This is a genomic window from Brevundimonas sp. FG128 (genome assembly GCF_057809775.1).
In genome coordinates, this window is record NZ_JBMDKP010000002.1 from 241,268 (window position 1) to 258,538 (window position 17,271).

14 protein-coding genes, 1 tRNA gene and 1 pseudogene are annotated in these 17,271 nt (G+C 65.8%); 4 read left to right on the forward strand and 12 right to left on the reverse strand.

Going from position 1 to position 17,271, the window contains the following annotated elements:
• Window positions 1–25: 25 nt before the first annotated feature.
• Entirely contained in the window at window positions 26–2,455 is a 2,430-nt protein-coding gene (hrpB, locus tag ACODSC_RS05670) for an ATP-dependent helicase HrpB (RefSeq protein ID WP_488812600.1), read from the reverse strand.
• Window positions 2,456–2,600: 145 nt separating this feature from the next.
• Here hrpB and ACODSC_RS05675 point away from each other — a divergent pair, with 145 nt between their 5' ends.
• Window positions 2,601–4,145 (forward strand): amino acid permease, encoded by a 1,545-nt coding sequence (locus ACODSC_RS05675; RefSeq protein ID WP_488813448.1) that lies wholly within the window; start codon window positions 2,601–2,603, stop codon window positions 4,143–4,145.
• An 88-nt stretch (window positions 4,146–4,233) separates the two neighbouring features.
• On the opposite strand, the gene ACODSC_RS05680 is transcribed toward ACODSC_RS05675, so the two are convergent.
• The 3 genes from ACODSC_RS05680 to ACODSC_RS05690 form a co-directional block, all read right to left on the reverse strand.
• A tRNA-Leu gene (locus ACODSC_RS05680) sits at window positions 4,234–4,318 on the reverse strand.
• A 49-nt stretch (window positions 4,319–4,367) separates the two neighbouring features.
• Entirely contained in the window at window positions 4,368–4,727 is a 360-nt protein-coding gene (locus ACODSC_RS05685) for a hypothetical protein (protein ID WP_488812602.1), read from the reverse strand.
• A gap of 74 nt (window positions 4,728–4,801) precedes the next feature.
• Window positions 4,802–5,317, reverse strand: coding sequence for a Dps family protein (locus ACODSC_RS05690; RefSeq protein WP_488812605.1), 516 nt, complete (start codon window positions 5,315–5,317; stop codon window positions 4,802–4,804).
• Window positions 5,318–5,519: 202 nt separating this feature from the next.
• On the opposite strand from ACODSC_RS05690, the gene gor reads away from it, so the two are divergent.
• Complete coding sequence (gene gor, locus ACODSC_RS05695) at window positions 5,520–6,902, forward strand: glutathione-disulfide reductase (RefSeq protein WP_488812607.1); 1,383 nt, start codon at window positions 5,520–5,522, stop codon at window positions 6,900–6,902.
• A gap of 9 nt (window positions 6,903–6,911) precedes the next feature.
• On the opposite strand, the gene ACODSC_RS05700 is transcribed toward gor, so the two are convergent.
• Window positions 6,912–8,429, reverse strand: a complete 1,518-nt coding sequence (locus ACODSC_RS05700; RefSeq protein ID WP_488812609.1) for a carboxylesterase/lipase family protein — start codon at window positions 8,427–8,429, stop codon at window positions 6,912–6,914.
• 117 nt (window positions 8,430–8,546) lie between these two features.
• On the opposite strand from ACODSC_RS05700, the gene ACODSC_RS05705 reads away from it, so the two are divergent.
• Entirely contained in the window at window positions 8,547–10,061 is a 1,515-nt protein-coding gene (locus ACODSC_RS05705) for an HWE histidine kinase domain-containing protein (protein WP_488812611.1), read from the forward strand.
• Window positions 10,058–10,435 carry a response regulator gene (locus ACODSC_RS05710; RefSeq protein ID WP_488812613.1) on the forward strand — a complete coding sequence of 126 codons (378 nt, stop codon included), beginning with the start codon at window positions 10,058–10,060 and terminating at the stop codon, window positions 10,433–10,435. Before ACODSC_RS05705 ends, ACODSC_RS05710 begins: the two co-directional genes overlap by 4 nt.
• Before the next feature lie 8 nt (window positions 10,436–10,443).
• Here the strand turns inward: ACODSC_RS05710 and ACODSC_RS05715 are convergent, their stop codons facing one another.
• The 7 genes and pseudogenes from ACODSC_RS05715 to ACODSC_RS05745 form a co-directional block, all read right to left on the reverse strand.
• Window positions 10,444–11,664: a type IIL restriction-modification enzyme MmeI gene (locus ACODSC_RS05715; RefSeq protein WP_488813449.1), complete on the reverse strand. Its 1,221-nt coding sequence runs from the start codon at window positions 11,662–11,664 to the stop codon at window positions 10,444–10,446.
• A gap of 255 nt (window positions 11,665–11,919) precedes the next feature.
• A pseudogene (locus ACODSC_RS05720) lies at window positions 11,920–12,165 on the reverse strand (DNA methyltransferase); the annotation flags it as partial.
• Entirely contained in the window at window positions 12,117–12,848 is a 732-nt protein-coding gene (locus tag ACODSC_RS05725; RefSeq protein WP_488812615.1) for a DNA methyltransferase, read from the reverse strand. The gene ACODSC_RS05725 and the pseudogene ACODSC_RS05720, both read right to left, overlap by 49 nt.
• Entirely contained in the window at window positions 12,845–13,843 is a 999-nt protein-coding gene (locus tag ACODSC_RS05730; RefSeq protein ID WP_488812617.1) for a type IIL restriction-modification enzyme MmeI, read from the reverse strand. The genes ACODSC_RS05725 and ACODSC_RS05730 overlap by 4 nt, the downstream gene beginning before the upstream one ends.
• A gap of 37 nt (window positions 13,844–13,880) precedes the next feature.
• The gene (hutI, locus tag ACODSC_RS05735; protein ID WP_488812619.1) at window positions 13,881–15,095 is read right to left on the reverse strand and encodes an imidazolonepropionase; all 1,215 of its coding nucleotides are present in this window, start codon (window positions 15,093–15,095) and stop codon (window positions 13,881–13,883) included.
• Window positions 15,092–15,814: a histidine utilization transcriptional repressor HutC gene (gene hutC, locus ACODSC_RS05740; RefSeq protein ID WP_488812621.1), complete on the reverse strand. Its 723-nt coding sequence runs from the start codon at window positions 15,812–15,814 to the stop codon at window positions 15,092–15,094. Before hutC ends, hutI begins: the two co-directional genes overlap by 4 nt.
• Window positions 15,811–17,178 (reverse strand): formimidoylglutamate deiminase, encoded by a 1,368-nt coding sequence (locus ACODSC_RS05745; RefSeq protein WP_488812623.1) that lies wholly within the window; start codon window positions 17,176–17,178, stop codon window positions 15,811–15,813. The genes hutC and ACODSC_RS05745 overlap by 4 nt, the downstream gene beginning before the upstream one ends.
• Window positions 17,179–17,271: the final 93 nt, after the last annotated feature.

A 17,271-nucleotide genomic window follows, 5' to 3' on the forward strand; every position in this document is an offset into this window, starting at 1 on the left:
TTTCCCTGCCGCCACGTCAAGGCGCTCAGGTCCCGCGAGGCTTCACCCGGTTCGTCGGTTGCGCCTCGGCCGGGTTCTCGGGCCAGGGGTGGCGGGGATACCGCCCGCGCATCTCGGCCCGCACCGCCGCCCACGAGCCGGCCCAGAAGCGCGGCAGGTCCTTAGTCACCTGCACCGGCCGTCGCGCGGGCGACAACAGGGCCAGGGTCAACGGCACACCGCCGACGGTCGGGTGAGTCTTCACGCCGAACAGCTCCTGCACGCGAATGTCCACGCGCGGCCCGCCCTCCGCGCCGTAATCGATGGCCGCCGATCCCAGCGGCGTGACCAGACGCGTGGGCGCCAGGTCGTCCAGCTTGCGCTGCAACTCCCAGGGAATGAGACCGCGCAGGGCCTCAGCCAGCCGACCGTCCCCGATTCCTTCCAGCGACTTGGCCCCGTCCAGCAAGGGCCACAGCCAGTCTTCGCGTGCCGCCAGCAGGGCGTCGTCCGATACGTCGGGCCAGGTCGGATCGCGGTCGTGCAAAAAGGCCAGGCGTGCGCGCAGGCCCGACGCCTGCTCGCCCCATTTCAGCGCGCCAAGCCCGTCCGCCTCGACCTCGGCCCGCAGGGCGGCCGTCAGGGTCGCGGCGTCCGGCGCGCCGACCACCTTCTCGTCCAGCACGATCGCCCCGATTCGCCGCGACCGCCTGATCACGGAACGTCCCGACGGTTCGCGCGCCAAACGGTCCTCGATCGAGATCAACCGCGCCAGATCGACATCGATACGTTCGCCGTCCAGCGCCGCCGCCAGCCGCACCCTGTCGCGGCTGTCTCCGCCGCCCAGTTCCGCCACCGCCAGCCAGGGTTGCCGCGCCAGATGGTCGGTCGCGTCCAGCACCGCCCCGCGTCCGCTCGCCATCAGCAGTTCGCCCGCTTTACCCCGCGCCTTGGCGATTCGTTCAGGGAACGCCTCGGCCAGCAGCAGACCCGGCTCCGCCGTTTCGCCCCCGCCGCCCCCCGCCGCCCGCGCCCAACGCTCCGCCAGCTTCATGGCGTCGCGCGCCCTGGGCGAGCGATCACGGCCCAATCCCGCAAGACGATCCGCCAGATCGACGCCCGACCCGCCCAGCCCCGGCTCGCTCAAGATCGCCGCGATCTTCGCACCTGTCATGGCGTCGCCGCCGTCCGAGGCCACGGCGACCATATGCGCCAGTCGTGGCGACAGAGGTATCCGCGTCAACCGCCGGCCGTGATCCGTCAGGCCCCCGTTCTCGTCCAGCGCGCCTAATCGCGTCAGCACCTTCCGCGCCTCGGCCATCGCCCCGGCCGGCGGCGGGTCGAGCAGCGCCAGCCCATCAGTCGACCGCGCGCCCCATCGCGCCAGATCCAGCGCCAGGCCGGTCAGGTCCGCCTCCTGGATCTCAGGCCGCTGATGCGGGACCAGACCACGCGTCTGTTCCTCGTCCCACAGCCGATAGCAGACCCCCGGCTCAGTCCGGCCCGCCCGACCCCGCCGCTGCTCGGCCGAGGATCGGCTGACCTTGACCGTCGCCAGTCGGGTCAACCCACTGGACGGCTCGAAGCGCGGGACACGCGACAGGCCGCCGTCGATCACCACGCGCACGCCCTGGATGGTCAGGCTGGTTTCGGCCACCGACGTCGCGAGCACTAGTTTGCGTCGCCCCGGCACGGCCGGCTCGATCGCCCGATCCTGCTCCCCCCGATCCAGGCCGCCGTACAGCGGAACCACATCGACGTTCGGCAGCCGCAACCGTTCGTTGACCAAGCGCGCGACCCGGTGGATTTCCCCCTGCCCTGGCAGGAACGCCAGGACCGAACCCGTCTCTTCGCTCAGAGCGATCAGACAGGCCCTCGCCGCCGCCTCCTCGAACCGTTCAGCGGGATTGCGCCCCAGGTATCGGGTTTCGACGGGCCAGGCCCGGCCCTCCGCCTCGATCACCGGCGCGCCGTTCAGAAGGCGCGATACCCCCACGACATCCAGCGTCGCCGACATGACCAGCAGCCGCATATCCTCGCGCAGCACCCCTTGTGTCTCGCGCGCCAGCGCCAGCCCCAGATCGGCGTCCAGGCTGCGCTCATGGAATTCGTCGAACAGAACCGCGCCGACGCCGTCCAGGCCGGGATCGTCCAGAATCATCCGCGTGAACACGCCCTCCGTGATCACTTCGATTCGCGTCATCGCCCCGATGCGGCTTTGCAGGCGGGTGCGATAGCCGACGGTTTCGCCCGGCTGCTGACCCAGGGTCGTCGCCATGCGATCCGCCGCCGCCCTAGCCGCCAGCCGTCGAGGCTCCAGCACCAACACTTTTCCGTCGCCGAGCCACGGCTGATCCAGCAGGGCAAGGGGCACGACGGTCGTCTTGCCCGCCCCCGGCGGCGCGGCCAGCACGGCCGTATTTCCCTGCGCCAGGGCGACCTTAAGCGGTTCCAGAACGGCGTGGATCGGCAGCATCCCCCGCCTTTAGCCTGTGGGGACGCGATCACGAAAGCGTCGTCACGTCTTAACCACTGCGTCATGCGCGTTGCGCGCCGTTCGATCCGCCGCTAGCGTCCGCCCAAAGCAGCCGAGGGGCTGCCATAAAGCGTGGGGAATTTTGATGTGGCGCGTTAAGTCGTTGGATGCGATTCTTGCATCCGCTGAGAAGAAATCACTGACCCGAAGTCTGGGTCCTATCCAACTGACGTTGCTTGGCGTCGGCGCCATCATAGGCACCGGAATCTTCGTCCTGACGTCGGAGGCGGCCCAAAAGGCGGGCCCCGGCATGATGTGGAGCTTCGTTATCGCCGCTGCGGTCTGCGCCGTGGCGGCCCTTTGCTATTCAGAGATCGCTTCGATGGTGCCGGTTTCCGGCTCCGCCTACACCTACACCTATGCCGTGATGGGCGAACTTCTGGCCTGGATGGTGGGCTGGGCGCTCATCCTTGAATATGCGGTCGCAGCTTCGGCGGTTTCAGTCGGATGGTCCGGCTATTTCATCGGGTTGCTACAGAGTTGGGGCGTGACATTGCCCCAAGCCATCGCCGTCGGCCCCTATGCCGGCGGCATCGTAAATCTGCCCGCTCTGCTGATCGCCCTGCTGATCACCGGGCTGCTGATGCTCGGCACGAGCGAGAGCGCGCGCGTCAACGCTGTGCTGGTGGCCATCAAGGTCACGGCCTTGACTGTCTTCATCGTTCTGACCCTACCCGTCATCAATGGCGCCAACTTCACGCCGTTCACGCCGAACGGCTGGTTCGGCGACGGGCATGGCGCGGGCCTTGGGGTCGTCGGCGCCGCCGCCTCGATCTTCTTTGCCTACGTCGGCTTCGACGCCGTATCCACTGCGGCGGAAGAGACCAAAAATCCACAACGCAACGTGCCCATCGGTTTGATCGCATCGCTGGGCATCTGCACCGTCTTCTATCTTCTGGTCGCAGCGGGCGCGATTGGCGCCATCGGCGCTCAACCCCTGGTCGGACCTGGCGGCGAAATTCTCCACGCGGGTTCGTCTGCCCTGGCCGCCCAATGCTCAACCTTCTCGTCGATGCAGGAGCCGCTGGTTTGCTCGCGTGAAGCTCTGGCCCACGTTCTGCGCGTCGTCGGTCACGAGCGGGTTGGCGACCTGATTGGCATCGCCGCCTTCTTGGCCTTGCCTTCGGTGATCCTGATCATGCTGTTCGGTCAGACGCGCATCTTCTTCGTGATGGCGCGCGACGGTCTGCTGCCCAGCTTCTTGGCTTCCATCCATCCGAAGTGGAAGACGCCGCACATCGTCACCATGATCACCGGCGTAGCGGTGGCCATTTTCGCCGCCTTCCTGCCGGTGGGCAAACTGGCTGACATCTCCAACTCCGGCACCCTATTCGCCTTCTTCATGGTGGCGATCGCGGTCATGATTTTGCGCGTCACACAGCCGGACCGTCACCGCCCGTTCAAGACACCCCTGATCTGGGTCATTGCGCCCCTGGCGGTGCTCGGCACCTTGGGTCTGTTCTTCAATCTGCCGACGGAGTCTCAGCTGGTTCTGCCGATTTGGGGCGCAATCGGCCTGATCGTCTATTTCGCCTATGGCTATCGCAAGAGCCATGTCGCACGCGGATTGGTCGAAATCCACGAGACCGACAGCGACGCACCTCCGCCGCCTGTCCCGCCAATCAGCTAGATACAAGCTGGCGGCCTCAAATCGCGCGAAGCGTGATAGGGCCAAAAAACGAAGAAAGGCCCCGGAGCGATCCGGGGCCTTTTTTGCTTGGTGCGGATGAGAGGACTCGAACCTCCACGCCTTGCGGCGCTGGAACCTAAATCCAGTGCGTCTACCAGTTCCGCCACATCCGCATGGGCAGGCCGTCGCCTCTAGAGGCTGAAGACGATCAGGGCAAGAGGCTCAGCGTCCTGCGACCAGTTCGTTGCGGATGGCGCGCCCTAAGGGGTCGCGAGCCTGCCAGGTGTCGCCGATGTCGGCCTGCACCATGCAGCTGCAGAAACGGGGCAGTATCTGGCGGGGCCGGAAGCCGGTCAGGCAGATGCGGTCTCCGTCCTCTGACCAGCGAGCGTTCAGGCGTCGGCCGTCCGAAAATTGCGACGTGTAGCGACCGTCCGGTTCGAAGAAATGCTTGACCCACTGACCGTTCGGATAGTGGGACACGATGGTATTTCCGAACGCCTTGGACATGTCCGCACTTGCCGGCGACGCCGCCGTCATCGCTACGAGCGCCAGACCCGAGATCATCACACTACGTGCCATTCCGCCCCTCCTGCGCCGTCTCTGAAATCGACTATCGACGATACATAAGACGGCGCAAGTGGGTCGGTTCCCGATCAGCCGTTTCCGCGGCGTCCAGACTCGAACAGGAACCAGACGCGCTTTTCGCTCTCGTCGATCCAGTTTTCCAGCAGGCTGGCGGTGGCCACGTCGTTGTGCTGGTCGCACAGGTCATGGACCTCGCGCATCCGCGAGACCAGTTCGTGATTGTCGTCGCGAAGTTCAGCCAGCATGTCGAGCGGATCGACATAGTCGGCGTCGTTGTCGAGAACGCGCGACTCCTTGGCGATCTGGCCGATGGAACGCAGCGTCGGTCCACCGATCTTGCGGGCACGTTCGGCGATCGGATCGGTCATCGCCAGGATTTCCGCCGACTGCTCGTCCAGCAGCAGGTGGTAGTCGCGGAAATGCGGCCCCGACACATGCCAGTGAAAGTTCTTGGTCTTGATGTAGAGGGCGAAGACATCGGCAAGCAGCGTCGTCAGCGAGGCGGAAATATCGCGCGTCGCCTCTTCGGACAGGCTGGTGGGCGTTCTGAGCGGCGCCAGACGCTTTTCGCGGGCAGTGACCATGGTCGTTCTCCTAGGCTGGGATCTTGCCAGCTAGTTAGCAGAACGCGGCAACGGAAGCCCTGACGCAGATCAAAAACTTTGGCGTGCCCCCGATCCTCAGCAGGTCGCTGTGGTGGCTGAGCTGGCGAGATCGCGGCGGTCGCACTTGGATTTCCCGCCGTTCAGCTTAAATGCCGGGTCCCTGCTCAACGGAACTCGCATCATGGCCGACTATGACTACGACCTCTTCGTCATCGGCGCCGGCTCCGGCGGGGTGCGGGCGGCGCGGCTGACGGCGCTGAACGGCAAGAAGGTCGCGGTGGCCGAGGAATATCGTGTCGGCGGCACCTGCGTGATCCGGGGCTGCGTGCCCAAGAAGTTCATGGTCATGGCCTCCGAGGTCAGCCACGCGCTGGAGATCGCCGAGGGCTATGGCTGGTCTTTCGACAATGCGAAGTTCGACTGGCCGACCTTCCTGGAAGCCAAGGATGTCGAGATCGCGCGTCTGTCAGGCATCTACGCCGCAAACCTGGGCAAGGCCGGGGTGGAACTGATCCACGGCCGCGCGGTGCTGAAGGACGCTCACACCGTCGAGATCGTTGGCAAAAACCGCACCATCACCGCCGATAAAATCCTGATCGCCACCGGCGGTCGGCCGTGGGTCCCTCATGATCTGCCGGGGATCGAGCACGCGATCACGTCCGAGGAGGCCTTCCAGCTTCCGGAACTGCCCAAACGCATCCTGATCGCCGGCGGCGGCTATATCGCGGTGGAGTTCGCCGGCATCTTCGCAGGCCTGGGTGTAGAGACCACCCTGATCTATCGCGGCCCGAACATCCTTCGCGGCTTCGACGACGACGTGCGCGCACACCTGGCCGGCGAGGTTGAGAAGCGCGGCGTCAAGGTGATCCTGGGCTGCCAGCACGAGAAGATCGAGAAAACCGCGACCGGCTTGGTCAACCACCTAGAAAACGGCATGAAGCTGGAGACGGACGTGGTCATGTTCGCCACGGGCCGTATTCCCCATGTGAAGGACCTGGGGCTGGAAGCCGCAGGCGTCGAGTTGAACGACGAAGGCGCGATCAAGGTCGATCCCTATTCCAGGACCACGGCCGACAACATCTGGGCCATCGGCGACGTGACGGACCGGATGAATCTGACGCCGGTCGCGATCCGCGAGGCGGTCGCCTTCCACCAGACCGTCTATCGCGACAATCCCCAGCACTTCGACTATGAGGCCGTGGCGACCGCCGTCTTCAGCCAGCCGCCCGTCGGCGTGGTCGGCCTGAGCGAGGCCGAGGCGCGCCGGTCATGCTCCAAGGGCGTGGATGTCTATGTCACCCGCTTCCGGCCGATGAAATACGCCTTCACAGGCTCGGACGAGCGGGTGCTGATGAAGCTGGTGGTCGACGCCGAATCCCAGCGCGTCGTGGGCGTCCACATCGTCGGACCGGAAGGCCCCGAGATGATTCAGCTGGCCGCCATCGCCGTGAAGGCGGGCCTCACCAAGGCCCAGTGGGACGCCACCTGCGCGGTCCACCCGACCATGGCCGAAGAGCTGGTCACGCTGAAGGAAAAGCAGTCAGCCGCCAGCTCGGCCTTCTGATTTTCTGCGTCAGCGAGGGCGTTCGCGGAACCGTTCCAGCAAATCCAGCCGGGCGCTGAACGGGACGGGCGTCACGGCGGGGCCGGAGTTCATGAAGTTCATCAACCGGGTGTCGCCTGTCTGCGCGCGGGGCCACGCCGGACGACCAACGCCGTTGGGATCGCCCGACCGCGCGAAGGCGGTCCAATAGCCCATCATGGCGTCGGACGCCTGCCGATCCCGCTCCTCGACAGGATAGGGCAGCAGGTTCAGCGTGCCGAAGACATAGGGCCGCTCGATCGCATGTGTGGCGCCGCTGTGCGGTTCCGGGTTCTGTGGCGAGGTGACGTCGAACCGATAGAGCCAGGCGCGATGCCCCGCCGCATTGTGTTGGCGCGCTAGCATCCTGGCCGGCTCCTGGAAGACAAGGTCGGTAATCGCCTCACGGTCGAAGGGCTCGACGCCGCCGTAAGCCTGGATCGCCTCGGCGCGCTCCAGCCAGGTCATGTCGTCGTCGATCTGACCATAACCGTTGCGGTCAGTCGGACGCATCCACCAGAACTCGGCGCTGTTCGTGCCGATGATCATAGGCACAGGCGCCTGCCGCCCGGCCTTGAAAGCCGCTTCGACGGTCGAGGGCGCGATCTGTCCGTCGATCAGCGTAAGATCGCCGTTGGCGAACACCGGCGGCGGAGTCAGGAACAGCTCGGGCGGCGCAGCGCGCAGATCGGCGGCGGTTCGCAGTCCCGCCCCATAGGCCCAGACTTCACCGCGCTCGCGTGCCGAAGGCGCGCCATGCGGCCCCTTGCGGTCCAGCGGCGTCTGCAACTCGCGCCCCAGACCCGACTGGATGATGGCGCGGTCGAACAGGCCCCGGGCCGGCGGCGAGATCATCATTCGCGCGACGATCGCGCCTCCGGCCGACTCGCCGAAGATGGTCACATTGGCGGGGTCGCCGCCGAAGGCCGCGATATTGCCCCGCACCCATTTCAGCGCCGCGATGACATCCATCAGGCCATAGTTGCCGGCCGCCTCGCCCGCAGGCCGCTCGGCCGCCAGAGCCGGGTGGTCGAAGAAGCCCAGTCGTCCCAACCGGTAGTTCAGCGTCACCACGACCATGCCGTGCTTGGCCAGGTCGGTCCCGTCGTAGAGGGCCGCAGTCCCCGAGCCGTTGACCATACCGCCGCCGTGGATCCAGACCATGACCGGCGCCGGCTGGTCGCCGCCCGCCGGACGCCAGACGTTCAGATTCAGGCAATCCTCGCTCATGGGCAGGGGGCCGACGCCCGGATCGCCGCTGGGCGGCGCCTGGATGCACAGGGGGCCATAGGCCGAGGCGTCTCTTTGCCCTTCCCAGATCGGCGCCGGGCCGGGCGGACGCCACCGCATCTCCGCCACCGGAGGCGCCGCATACGGAATGTTCTTGAAGCTGGCCACCTCGCCTTCGACGCGTCCGGCGAGAACACCCTGTTGCGTCTGCACGAGGGGCTGGGAAGCGGGCTGGGCCATCACGATCGCAAGGGTGGCGAAGACGCCGGTCAAAGTCATTCGCCGTGCTTAGCAAATTCTTGGGGCGAGCCAATGTTTATCCAGCAACGCAAAAACGTACGGCGGCGAACTTTTCTCCGCGCCGTGCGTTAGGGCGACAGTATTGCGGGGCTTTCATTGGGCGAAACGGTTAAACTGGACGATCCGAGGGTCGATCTGAACGCGGCTTTCGACGCCTCGCCCAATCCCTATGTCCTGCTGACGCCGGACCTTCGGATTGTCGAGGCCAATCGGGCCTATCTCGACGTCACCGCATCGCATCGGGATCAAATTCTCGGCACGCCCCTGTTCGCCGCCTTCGATTCCGGTCCTGGCGAAGAGGCGCCGGAGAACGTGCGTCAGGTGCGGGCTTCGATGGAAAAGGCGCGGGATACTCGCCAGCGCGATCATCTCGCCATGGTGAGATTTTCCATAGGGCACCCCGGCCCGGACGGCGCGGAGGTGTTCGAGGACCGGGTCTGGAGCGCGACCCACACGCCGATCCTGAACCCCGCCGGCGAAGTCGTCTACATCCTCCAGCACACCAGCGACATCACCGAGCTGACCCGCGAACGCGATCGCCGCGACGCCGCGCCGACCAGCGCTCTGGACGCCATTCTGGGTGGGGCGGTGTGGTCTCGCGCCAAGTCGGTTCAGGAAGACAACCGCCGGCTCGAACATGAACGCAACCGACTGGTCGAGATGTTCATGCAGGCCCCAGGCTTCGTCGCCATCCTGTCCGGGCCGAACCATGTGTTTCAGATGCACAACGCCGCCTATCACCAGCTGATCGGCCATCGCGACATCGCCGGACTGCCGGTGCGCGAGGCCTTGCCGGAGCTGGCGGGCCAGGGGTTCTACGAATTCCTCGACGACGTTTTCGTCACGGGCGAACCCTATGAGGGCCGCGAAAGCCTGGTGCAGCTTCAGCGCAAGCCTGACGGACCGTTGGAGGGCGTCTATCTCAACTTCATCTATCAGCCGGTCCGCGACGAGATGGGGGCCGTAGCCGGCATCTTCGTCCAGGGTCACGAGGTGACCGAGAACGTCCAGGCGGCCCAACGCCAGAAGTTGATGATCGACGAGTTGAACCACAGGGTGAAGAACACCCTCGCCACGGTTCAATCGATCGCCGTGCAGACCGCCCGATCCCACCACGATCCCGCGACCTTCGCAGAGACCTTCCAGTCCCGGATCATGGCGCTGTCGCACACCCACAACCTGCTGACGCGCACCCACTGGGAAGGCGCGGATCTGCGCGACATTCTAGACCACGAGATGGCCGCTTTCGGCCCGTCCCAGATCAGCCTCAACGGCCCGCCTATCCGGTTGGACCCGGCCGTGGCCCTGTCCATGGGCATGATCTTTCACGAACTGGCCACCAACGCCGCCAAATACGGCGCCCTGTCCACGCCGGACGGACGCGTGCTGATCGACTGGGGCGTGGCGGATCAGAGAGATCGCAAATTGAGACTGACCTGGCGCGAGATGGATGGACCCAAGGTTGCGATACCGGACAGAAGAGGTTTCGGTAGCCGCTTGATAGAACGAAACATTCGTCATGATCTGGCGGGCGAGGTAGAACTGGTCTACGCGGCTGATGGATTGATCGCGGAACTGACGGTTCCCTTGGACAGGACGCCTGCCTCATGAACCAACCGTTGACTGGCCGCCGTGTCCTCGTCGTGGAAGACGAGTCCCTCGTCGCCATGCTGCTCGAGACCATTCTCGAAGACATGGGCTGCACCCCGGTCGGGCCCGCGGCCAATATCGACGAGGGCGAAGCCCTGGCCCGCGACGCCGCCGACCTCGACGCCGCCCTTCTCGACGTGAATGTCGCCGGCCGTCAGGTCTTCCCCGTGGCCGAGGCGCTGAAGGCGCGCGGCGTCCCGTTCATCTTCTCGACGGGCTACGGCGAAGGCGGCCTGCCCGAGGAATGGCGCGGCAATCCCACGATCCAGAAGCCCTTCACGGAGGCCGCCATCCGCGACGCCCTGATGAAGGCCATGGGCGTCGCAGACGTCTGATGCGCGCGTCAGCGCGGCGTTCGGCGGGGCGCGAACCATCCCGCATCTGTCCGCTGGACGGAACCAGAAACCGCCAACACGGCCAATGTCTGTTCGATCCGGCGCCGCGCGCGAGGGCGGCTGCCGGTGAATTCGTCCACTAGGGCCGACGGCGGCAGCGGAACTCCCGCCTTGCGCAAAATAGACAACAGACTGGAGGCCAGGGCAGCCGGCTCTTCGGGCAGCAACGCCTTCTCGTGCGGGCCCGACAGCGTCGCCTCGACCCGTTTTTCGGCCTCGCGCGATCGAACCTTGTCCGCCTGATATATGGGACGCAAGAAGGCGATATCGCCCGCCGCTTCTTGATCGGCGCGCGACAGGTTCAACGCGATCAGTCGATCGACGACCTGGCTATCCGTCAGGTCGTCTGGCCACCCATAAGCCTGGGCCACCAGCCGATCGAGGCGTTGGTGCAGATGATCCAGCACACCGACGCATCCCCCCTCATGCACGACACGCTCCGCCTCGCTCAACGGCGTTTCACCGCCGATGCGCGCTCTGGCGTTATAGAGGCCCGTCATCGTTGACCCACTATGGCGAGCCAGGACATCGGCGCGCAGAGCGTCCAGTTCTTCCGCCAGCGCACCGATATCCGCAGCCTGGACGAGGCTGAGTTCCGGAAACGGGAAGGCGTCGAAGCACGTGCCCTTCACATAGACGGCCTCGCGTTCGTATTCGCCGATCCGTCCGGCGTTGGCGGCGAACCACGCCCGGTGCTGGCGCGATGACAGCACGCCCAACACGACCGGATCGTCGCTGGCGATAACCACCAGCTTGTTGTCCGGCAGGGTGGCGGCGTCCATAAACCTGAACCAGCGATGCTTGGCTGTTTCGACCGTGACGATATAGCGATCCAGCCCGTCCAGCGCAGTTCTAAGGTCTCGGCGCGGCTCACCGAAGATCCACCAGTTGTCGCGGTAGGCGGCGCGATTGTTGCGATCCCTCTCCGGCTTCACCGTCTCCAGAAGATGCTGATACAGCAGCGGATGACGTCGGCGCGCCTCCCCTTCGTCCGACCCGAAAAAGTCGATGACTTGAACGCCTCTTGCACGATCCGCCAGGTCGCGACCATTGCGATAGTCGCGAACCGGCGACGGCGCGTTCTGGTCGGAACCCGTGAGCAAGGCCTGCGCTCGCTCCGGCGTCAGCTGGAAGCCAGCGCCCATCAACTGCACGCCGCGATAGGCCAAGCCCGCATTGGCTTTCAAGGCTCGCAACCGCATGAGCCGACTGTCCAGCCTCAGGTCCGCCCCGATGACGCCGTGGCGCTCTTCAAACGTCAGGGCGTCTGCGTCACGGACCTTCAACCACCGTCCCTGCCCATCCGGTTCGCCACGCTCGGCGACCGACATGGCGATCCTGACGTCGGCGCACCCCACGCCTCGGACCCACGGATGGTCAGCGATAGCAAACACCAACCGCATGGGCGGCCGGCGTTGAAGATGATGCTCCAGCACACGCCGCGAAAAGGTCTGGGTGATCGAGTTGGTGGTGATGAAGCCGAAGCGTCTTAGCACTGACCCCGGCTGCGTCAGGATTTCGGCTGCGCGGTCCCACCAGGCGGCGACGAAATCCGCCGACAGAAACCGGCCGCCTCGTATGGCGGCCAAGGCGTCGACATAGCCGTCACCGAGTTCACGTCTCAGATCCTTGCCGCCGATGAACGGCGGGTTACCCACGATGAAGTGCACCCGTGGCCAGAGCGTAGGGCGCGGGTGATGTAGCGGACAGTCTCGCGCTGCGTCTTCCGCTCGCCGGGAACGATCTCAAGTCGCTCATACTCCAGCAGGGCGTCCGCCTGCCTGATGGTCCGAAAATCCTTCAGGATCGGCTCGCTAGGCATGGCGTCGCCCGAAATACGGAAATGCCATTGAAGATGGCCGATCCACATCACCATCTCCGCGATCCAGGCCGCGTTGGCGTTCTTTTCCAACCCATAAAATTGCTCGGGACTGACCACATGGCCCTGCAACGCAAGGAGACCCTGGTGTTCTCCCATCTCGCCGAGGGTGCTGATGACCTCTTCCTCCAGTTCCTTCATCATCAGCATGGCGACGTACAGAAAGTTGCCCGTGCCACAGGCGGGGTCGAGAACGCGGACCTTGCATAGATGATCGTGAAAGCCATGGATCAGGCGACGCGCGCGGACCACGTCGCCTTGCAGGTAATGCCCTATGGCCTCCGCCTCGACCGCTTCCCAATCGTCACGCAGCGGCTCCATGATCGTCGGCTCGATCAGCCGCTCCACATAGGCGCGGGGCGTATAGTGGGCGCCCAGTTCCGCGCGTTCGGCCGGATCGAGAGCCTGTTCCAGCAAGGCGCCGAAGATGGCCGGTTCTACGTTGGCCCAGTCGCATCGCGCCGCCGCGATCAAGGCCGCCAGTTCCTCCTCGGTGATCGGAATTGTGTCCACGCGGCGGTAAAGACCGCCGTTGAACTGACGGATGTGCTGATGCGTCGCCACGCAATAGCCGCCCCGATCATACTCCGGAAAAGGGCCCGAGCGCCCTCGTGGAAATAGACCGCATCGCCGACGTAGCCTTCCAGCAGCTTCAGAAAGCCGCGCCCGGCGATCAGACCGACGCTATCGGCGAACATGGCGAAGATGCACTGCATGGCGAACAGGGCTGTCTTTTCGGATTGCGCCGCCACCTCGACCCGATCCAGACCCACCTGCAGGCGACTGTTGATCGACCGCACGAACCAGGCCAGCCCCACCGCTATGGTCGTGGTGACCTCGGCTGCCCTTGCCGCAGGATCCAGCGACATCGGATCCGTCCAGACGCGGCGCAGACGATCCCTGACCTCCGGAGAACGAAGTTGATCCAGCGTGATCCGGTAGCCGGCGCGATCCGGAAAAGGCGCGTAGATCTTTCCCTGCCGTGCGAAATCCGACCAGAGCTCGATCGACCGGCCGACATCGACCACCACGAGAAATGGCGGCCATTCGTCCAGCGCCTTGGCGTAATTCCCGGCCTGACGTTTCGCCGCCCGCATCAGTCGGTCCAACGCCTCTTGCGACGGCCCCCTGGCCTTAATCGTCGGGCGCGAAAGCAAGGCCAGTTGCACGGCGGAGTCCAAAGGCCCTCCGTCGCGTCGTTTCAGCGACTGCTTCGCCTCCAGCACGAAACAATCACGCTTGGCGCAGTCGATATAGCCGGCCTGGCTGGACCCGTCGTCGTGACGGAACCGAACCGGGCGCTCGAAACAGTAGTCCAGATCGCCGGTCCGTTCGTCGTCGGGCGCTGGTGCGCCGATCAGCCGGCATAGCTGGATGATGAAGGTCTGATAGTGCGCGCGTTCACTGATCGGCGCAGTCGACCAGTGGGCGATGAAGGCCTCGACAGCGTCCGATTGTTTCCCCGACATGAAAACAATCTAAGGTTATTTACGATGCTGGCGCAACCTATAGCTGCTTAACGCCCTCCAGGTATCGGGTGTTGCAAAGCGGCTTCCCCAGCCAGTACGCCAACTCCGCAGGCCGTGTGATGTCCCAGACGGCCAGGTCCGCAACCTTGCCCTCCTCGACGGTTCCCGCCTTACCCGACATCCCCAAAGCCCGCGCCGCCTCGCGCGTGGCGCCGGTCAGAGCCTCCTCGGGCGTCAGGCGGAATTGAACGCAGGCCAGGTTGAGCGCCGCCGTCATTGAGGCGACCGGCGAGGTGCCGGGGTTGCAGTCGGTCGCAACCGCCATCCGCACCCCGTGCGCGCGTAGCAGCGCGATGGGCGGCGCCTGGGTTTCGCGCAGCATCAGATAGGCGCCGGGAAGCAGGACCGCGACGACGCCCGCCGCGGCCATGGCGCCGATGCCTGCTTCGGTCGTGTGTTCGATATGGTCGGCCGACAGCGCCCCATATCGCGCCGCCAGAGCGGCGCCTCCTCCGTCCGACAGCTGGTCGGCGTGCAGCTTGACCGGCAGGCCCAGGGCGCGCGCCCGGTCGAACAGGCGTGCGACCTCGTCGGTGGAAAAGGCGATGGGTTCGCAATAGGCGTCCACCGCGTCCACCAGACCCTCGGCATGGGCGGCGGGCAGGATTTTGTCCACAGCCTTGTCCACATAGGCCGCCCGATCATCCCGGTGTTCAGGGGGCACGGCGTGCAGGCCCAAATAGCTGGTGCGGACGCGGACGCCGCCTTCGCGGCCTATCCGGCGGGCGACGCGCAGCATCTTCAGCTCGGTCTCCAGATCCAGCCCATAGCCCGACTTGATCTCCACCGTCGTGACGCCGGTCGCCTTCAATCCCTCCAGCCGGCTCAGGGCGGACGCGAACAGACTTTCCTCCGACGCCGCGCGCGTGGCCCGGACCGACGAGACGATGCCGCCGCCCGCGCGGGCGATCTCCTCATAGGTTACGCCTTGCAGCCGCTGCTCGAACTCCCCCGACCGGTCGCCCCCGAACACCAGGTGGGTGTGACAGTCGATCAGCCCCGGCGTGACCCAGCGCCCGTCCAGCCGGTCGATCTCGGCCGCATCGATCGCGGGCATGTCGGCGCGCGCCCCGACCCAGGCGATCCGACCGTCGGCGATCGCGATCGCGGCGTCCTCGATCGCGCCATAAGGGACGGCGCCTTCGACCATGGTGGCCACATGGCAATCGATCAGCAGGCGGTCAGCCTTCATCGGTGACTGTCCTTGGAATGGGCGGACGAGAAGCGCGCGACCATATCGTAGCGGTCGCCGGGGAAGGTTTGCCACACTCGCGTCACCCCCTGCCCGTCGCGCCAGGTTCGGCGTTCAACGCACAGGCAGGCGGCGCCAGGCTTCAACTCCAGCAGACGCGCGACACGGGCGTCGGCCTCAATGGCCGAGATGCGGTTCTCCGCCTCGGTCCAGGGTGCGGAGTCCAGAAGCCAGCTTCCCGGTGGAACGGTCTGAAAATCAACATCAATGGCATGACCCGCTGCGCTCAGGGCGATCAGTCTGCGTTCCAGCGCCAACGGCGATCCATCTGCGCTGTGCAGGCACGTCAGGTCCAGCAACCGTCCGCCCGCCGCCAGATCGACTTCGTCAGCACTGACAGGCTCGCGCTCGATCTGATCCAACAGGGCGTAGCCATAGGTTTGCCCCCGCTCCAGAACCTCGGCCCGCAGATCAGGAATGGCCAGGACGGCGGCATGCGCCTTGGGTTGGGCGACAAAAGTGCCGGCGCGGCGACGGCGGGTGACCAGCCCTCGCCCCGCCAGTTCGGAAATGGCCTTGGACACCGTCATCCGCGAGCAGCCGTATCGCTGGGTCAGTTCATGCTCGAACGGGATACGGTCACCGGGCGCCAGGTCGCCAGACAGGATTCGACCTTCCAAATCTGCATGGATGCGTCGGTGCAGCGGCCCTTTGCTCATGCCGACGCCTCGTCCAACACCTTGGCCAGGGCTTGACGATAGCGGGCGTGAATGGCGTCGCGCGCGACGTGGCGGCCATCCTTGACGACTTCCCTGCCCGCACGCCACACGGACCGGACAGACCCCGTCGGCGCACCGAAAATCCAGCTGTCGAGAACCGCGTCCCCCGACCGTCCGGCGAAGGCGACGCCGTCCGTGCCCAGCGACACGATATCGGCGGTCGCACCGACAAACAGGCCGGTCGCCGCGCCGGTCGCCTGCGCTCCGCCCGCTAGGGCGCGGTCGAACAGGCTGCGCCCCGTCGAACGGCCGGGATCCGCCATGACCGCCCGCCCGCGTAGGGCCAGCCGCTGGCTGTATTCCAGCATCCGCAGTTCCTCGGCCACGCCGATCTGGACGTTGGAATCCGTGCCGATGCCGAACCGCCCGCCAGCCCGTGTGAACTCGGCCGCCGGGAACACGCCGTCGCCCAGATTGGCCTCGGTGATCGGGCACAGGCCGACGACGGCGCCGCGCGCGACCACGCCGCGCCATTCGGTCTCGGTCACATGGGTCGAGTGGATCAGGCACCAGCGCGGATCGACCGGCGCATTAGCCAGCAGCCATTCGACCGGCCGCGCCCCCGACCAGGCCAGGCAGTCCGCGACCTCCTTGGTCTGTTCCGCGACATGGATATGGATCGGCCCGTCGCCCGCCAGCGCGGGCATGGCCCCCAATTCTTCAGGGCTGACCGCGCGCAGGCTGTGCGGCGCCACGCCGACTACGGCGTCCGGCAGATCGGCAGTCAGGGTCCGACAGCGGGCGACCAGATTGGCGAACCCGTCCAGATCGTTGATGAAGCGTCGCTGGCCATGCGACGGCGGCTGACCGCCGAACCCGGCATGGGCGTAGAAGACCGGCAGCATCGTCAGCCCGATCCCCGTGTCTTGCGCCGCTCCGACGATCCGAGCGGCGATCTCGGCCCGGTCCGCATAGGCCGCACCGGTCGGGTCGTTGTGCAGATAGTGGAACTCTGCAACGCGGGTGAAGCCGCCCTCCAGCATTTCCATGAAGGCCAGGGCGGTGATGGCCTCGATCTCTTCCGGCCCGCCCCGGTCGAGGAACCGGTACATCAGCGCGCGCCAGGTCCAGAAGTCGTCGTCAGATGGCCCGCGGGCCTCGGTCAGACCGGCCATGGCCCGCTGGAAGGCATGGCTGTGGACATTAGCGACGCCCGGCAAGGCGACGCCTCCGCCATGATCGCCACCCTCGCGCGCGACGCCTATCTTCAAGAAGGCGATCCGCCCGTCCGCCACCCCGATCCGCACGCCTTGCGCCCACCCGTAGGGCAGCAGGGCCGCCTCGAACCAAAGGGTGCGATCCACAGGCTGCGGCTCAAGGGTCACTGGACAGGTCCGTGTCGTTGCGATCAATATGTCTAGACATACCACGACGGATCGATTTGGCGAGGGAGGCTG